The organism is Novipirellula aureliae (assembly GCF_007860185.1).
Lineage (GTDB): Bacteria > Planctomycetota > Planctomycetia > Pirellulales > Pirellulaceae > Novipirellula_A > Novipirellula_A aureliae.
In genome coordinates this window covers 1-4,712 of sequence record NZ_SJPY01000020.1, presented here as the reverse complement: position 1 = coordinate 4,712, position 4,712 = coordinate 1, and the positions used below count along the sequence as shown (strand labels likewise).

Genomic DNA, 4,712 nt, shown 5'->3' with positions numbered 1-4,712 from the left:
TGCTGACCGAGAAGTGCCGGCGGCAAACAATTCACTGGACTTTGAGTTCCAAAAAAACTACCCTATGGGTAGTGCCGCTATCGTTATGCGCGCACCTCGTTTATTGAGTTTGACCATGACAGTGCTTTGATCGATCCTAAACTCGAGCGGTCCCGAGCATTTGTTGGCGGAAGTCTTCCGATACGTCACGAAGAATTGCAACTACTTCGTTGCGACAAACAATAAACTCCCAATACAGATACCCGATTGGACTATCAACTAAAACAAGCAATTCAAAAGTCGGCCATTTTTCAGTCGCAGACCCTACTAAAACATGATGCATACCAAAACCATCGAACTTTCGATCAACGATATCTTTGAGTTCCTCGACCAAATGAGGCGGCATCCCCGGCATGACTTTCTGCTTCCCATCACTGGACGTGAATGGGGTTTCAGTTGGCCCAAAAACCACCTTGCGGTATCCTAAAGTTGCATGCAAAGAAAGTTGGCTTGCAACGATATATTCAAACTTCTGATCTTTGCAATGAGAAAGCTCAACAACCCTCGTATAGCTCTTCGATGGCTGTACTGGTTCACCTGAATTCATCATCACTTTTATTCACCACTAAGAATGTCGTCGATAAAGTCGCCAAAGTCGTCCTCATCCACACGATCCCTCCCACGAGCCCTTTCTCGCTCCCATTCTTCGTACTCTTCCTTTTGGCGCTGCCATTGTTCGTGAGCGATTTCAGCTTCCTGAATCCTTCGTATCCTATCGAAGTATTCATCCAAAAGACGTTGCCTTTCTGAATCATTTGCACCTGTTGCGTAAATAAGGCACCTGCCAACCACTATGGCTACTCCTGCGCACACCCACTTTTGTGGAACCAAATCCGACCCTTCGGGAATGTAAAGATCTGCAGTAACAGCACCGCAAAGCCCAAGCCCACACGCTGCTCCCGCTTGGCAAATCATGCTTGTTCCCGGCGGTGGAGCAGGAGTTGGAGGAATTACTGGTTCGGGACCTGGGCGAAGCGGTCGAATCGTATCGTTAGCATCTTCTCTATCTTGCTCTTCAAACGGATCTTCTCTGTCTAGCTCTTCAAACGGATCTTCTCTGTCTAGCTCTTCAAACGGATCAATTATGGCCCTACCAGAAGGATCCCTCCTTGCTAACGGATTTCCCCCAACATACTCAAACAAATTCCAAGGACTTCCCCTGAACCCGATAGGGTCTCTGGAGCAAGACTCCAATCGTCGGCAACTGTCGTAAATACAACGCGGTTTGTTAGCGCGTTTTACGTGGTTTTCAAGGCAGGTTCGGCGCGGATTGACGCCTGAACACCTCGCGGGCGCGCGAGTGCGGTTTTTCAAAACACGACGGCGGATCGTAGTTGCAGTTTTCACGTCGTACATTCTAATCGATCGACGCGACGCGGTGGGAAGTGGCAACACCTCGAATCGTAAATTCTTTTCTTTAGCTGCTCGTCCGCCCAGCGACCACGACCGGAAGCAACGACGAGCAGCTAAAGAAAGAGGATTAAGTAGCGCGATGGCGCGGGCGTGGGCGACTTGTTTTACGCAGACGCAAGAGAGCCGCCAGGATCGTCTTCTGAACCGTTGTCGTCTTCGTTGGCCTGGAGGTCGTCCGGTGACGGTTCTTCTCGCTGGTGGTCCGCTGGGTGAGTTATCGGCTCGAAGCGTGCGCGGACTCGGCATCCAGCCGAAAGCCTGTGGCGGGCATCCTGCCCACCAACGAAAAACGGCAGCCTTTCGGCTACCGTTCGGGTGTCGCTTCGCTCCAGTGCAAGCGGTGGATTACTCATTAAAGAGACCTGACCCATTTGATCGCTCCAGGTTCGTCTTGTAACTCGGCTGCCACACGTGACAAAGAGTTGGTAGAATGTTTAGGCATGATGGGGTTCCGTTTTGTTTGTGTTGGGGTTGATAGTTCAACACATCAGAACGGAACCTTGTCTTCATGAAAAGTCGGGCGGTGGCACACGAAATGCTGGCGGGCTCAAGCGGGGAGTTGCTAGCACTGTCCGTAGTGACTTTTATGCTCGTGCCCCACTACAGGTTGATCGAAGACGCTTAAACACGCGGCATTCAGACCTGACCCATTTGATCGCTCCCCAACGAAAAACGGCAGCCCTTTGGCTACCGTTTCAATGTCGCTTCGCTCCAGTGCAGTTAGTCGTTTCCTTCAGAAACTACCCCCGTCCCATTTGATCGCTCCGTCCCCTTTGGTTTCTCTTAGTTTTCTCACGGTTGAGTGCGTGGTAAATTGCACCGGCTTCATCAGCACGTTTTTGCCTAGGCATAGCGGGCTCCAGGAAAAACACAAGTCTATCGATCGGGTAACAGTTTAGTTCTGGGGGAACTGCAACTTTTCTTCTCCTTACGACTTTTCTTTCTGGACATGAATGCTCGAGTGACCTACATGAATCTCACAAGATGGAATCCGTTTTCGAACGAATGCCAATTCTTCCGAAGTCGTGTCCCAAGGAAGAACAAGTGCCCTCAGTAGTGGCAGGCTCGCGATTGCATCAACTTCAGATTGTGATAGTGCTTTTTCGCCAACACCTAAAGACAGAGATCGTAAATTCTGGAATAACTGAAGATTCGTAAATGAATCCATTTCTCGCTGTGAGTCATAAAAAAACTCAATGCTTTGCAATTCAGGAAACTCCTGTAGGGCTGCCCAGGTATCCGCCGTGATTCGATCGCCTCCGAACTTTGCGTCTGTAGCATCCAGCAAAAACAGATCACCAAAAACCCAGTATATACCTCGCCAATATGGGCGAGAGCCGACGCCAATCTCAACACTTCCAGCTTGAGAAACAACCGGCTCCAATTGTTGATGCTCGAAACAAACAAAGCAACCTGACAGCTTCAGTCGTTCGAAAGCATCTATTCGCTGGCAGGATGAGTCGCGAGATAATAGAGTCACTATGCAGAAAATCAAGACGATAGCGACGAAAGTTAAAGCAATGAAACGTTCGGTTCCCTTGAGAGGAAGCATGGTTTCGCCAGGTGATAATGAAGGTGGAGTCATTTAGCCTCTGCGTAGTCCCGCTGGCAAACAGGACAATAGAAGTTTGTTTCCAATCCATCACCACCAGCACTTTCGACCTTCTCTTGAGTCTCAATGTCTTTGGTTAAATTCTCGCAAAAACTAACATTCATCCCTGGTCCACCATGGTTAGCACCCAGCCATTGCTTAAACTCATCCATCAAGACCTTGAAATCATAGTTTGGGTTTCCTGGGATGCCGCCCACCGGGGATAGAATCTCGTTTTTGATATCACTTCCCGATAAGTCAAAAACTCCATCTTTTTCTGGGATTTTGATCCCGGAGTCATTTGAAAACTGAACCCAAACTACCATCGCTTCAGGACTTCCCCCGTAGGGCCCGGCGCCAGCGGTGCCGTTGTTACAGCATTCTTTATCTTTCGTCATTCTCTTTGCTTCCGAAGAGGCGTCAGCTTCGGATGCATAGCAGCTTCCTAATTTTCCGAGAAATTCGTCGATGCTTGGGTAGCCTAAAGTTACACGTGTCACTCCGATGCAACCAGCCATAGCTGCTTCCTTGAATCCCTTCTTTAAGAAGTCTTTGTTACCAGCGTCTGCAAAAAGTGTTTGCGCAAACCACCAATCAATGTACTCGTCAAGAGTTGCACCACCTTCGCCGAATGGTGGTGGCGCTAGGCCGTATGGATCAAGACGCCGTGTTGGCTGGGAATAAACAAATGCAAAGAGATTGTATCCGCCTTCAAACCCAATCGGGTCTCTGGAGCAAGACTCCAATCGTCGGCGGTTGCCGTAAATACAAGTCGGTTTGCTAGTGCGTTTTACGCTCTTTTCTACGCAGGCTCGGCGCGGATTGACGCCTGAACACCTCGCGGGCGCGCGAGTGCGGTTTTTGAAAGTTCGACGATGATTCGTAGTTGCAGTTTTCACGTCTACGATTCTAAACGATCAACGCGACAGCGTGTGAAGTCGTAACGTTGGGGATCGAAACGATTTTTTCTTCGGCTGTTAATTAGCAGCCAATGAAGAAGACAGGTAGAGATTGAATGGCCCCAACTATGCTTCCGTAGATTCGAAAGCAGATGACGGCCTATCGCCCATTACTTTCGTCCTTTGGACTCATCTGAATCCCGAATCCCGAGTCTAGTATCTAGCAACAGCCTTTAAATCGATGGTCATTATGATAACATCGAAACAGAGTCACGCGGGTGATCCTGATGCATTGGGATCGACGCGGCGGCTGGTAGATCGCCCGAGTCTTGACTGTTTGAAGTCGTGGGTCAGCATGATCGCCAGTCGTTCATTTTTTAACCCGAACCGTTGCAGGAGCGGCCTAAAGCGGCTAGCTCGAATTTTACTAGAATGGGAGCTAAGTGATGAAATCTAATCAAGAATCAAACCGATCGGTTGTAGGAATCGATGTAGCCAAAGACAAGCTCGATTTCTTTACAAGCCGCGGAGCGTTACCAAAAGTTGTTGAAAATGATGAAGCCTCTTTTAAGACGAAGCTCGGTAAGAAAGTTAAATCATTCAAGGATGCTTTGTTTGTTGTAGAAGCGACCGGAGGTTACGGACGACAAATCGTAAAGTGGCTGCAAGCAAACGATTTGGATGTTGCAATTGTTAATCCGAAACAGGTGCGACACTTTGCCAAAGGGATTGGTCACGATGCAAAGACCGATCCGATCGATGCCAAAGTG

At 48.9% G+C, this 4,712-nt stretch carries 6 protein-coding genes; 1 reads left to right on the top strand and 5 read right to left on the bottom strand.

All coding sequences use genetic code 11. The features are described 5' to 3' along the window. Positions 1 to 136: 136 nt before the first annotated feature. From Q31b_RS27450 to Q31b_RS27430, 5 genes are all read right to left on the bottom strand, one after another. On the bottom strand, positions 137 to 589 hold the full coding sequence (locus Q31b_RS27450) for a hypothetical protein (RefSeq protein ID WP_197172520.1): 453 nt from the start codon (positions 587 to 589) through the stop codon (positions 137 to 139). A 5-nt stretch (positions 590 to 594) separates the two neighbouring features. Beyond that, positions 595 to 1,182 carry a hypothetical protein gene (locus Q31b_RS27445; protein WP_146602872.1) on the bottom strand — a complete coding sequence of 196 codons (588 nt, stop codon included), beginning with the start codon at positions 1,180 to 1,182 and terminating at the stop codon, positions 595 to 597. Positions 1,183 to 1,556: 374 nt separating this feature from the next. Continuing rightward, a complete protein-coding gene (locus Q31b_RS27440) occupies positions 1,557 to 1,823 on the bottom strand; it encodes a hypothetical protein (protein WP_146602871.1) in 267 nt (88 codons plus the stop codon). A 557-nt stretch (positions 1,824 to 2,380) separates the two neighbouring features. Further along, positions 2,381 to 3,004 carry a hypothetical protein gene (locus Q31b_RS27435; protein ID WP_231617902.1) on the bottom strand — a complete coding sequence of 208 codons (624 nt, stop codon included), beginning with the start codon at positions 3,002 to 3,004 and terminating at the stop codon, positions 2,381 to 2,383. A 29-nt stretch (positions 3,005 to 3,033) separates the two neighbouring features. Beyond that, entirely contained in the window at positions 3,034 to 3,942 is a 909-nt protein-coding gene (locus Q31b_RS27430; RefSeq protein WP_146602869.1) for a hypothetical protein, read from the bottom strand. 446 nt (positions 3,943 to 4,388) lie between these two features. Here Q31b_RS27430 and Q31b_RS27425 point away from each other — a divergent pair. Further along, the coding region (locus Q31b_RS27425) for an IS110 family transposase (protein ID WP_146602868.1) at positions 4,389 to 4,712 on the top strand (324 nt) is incomplete at its 3' end.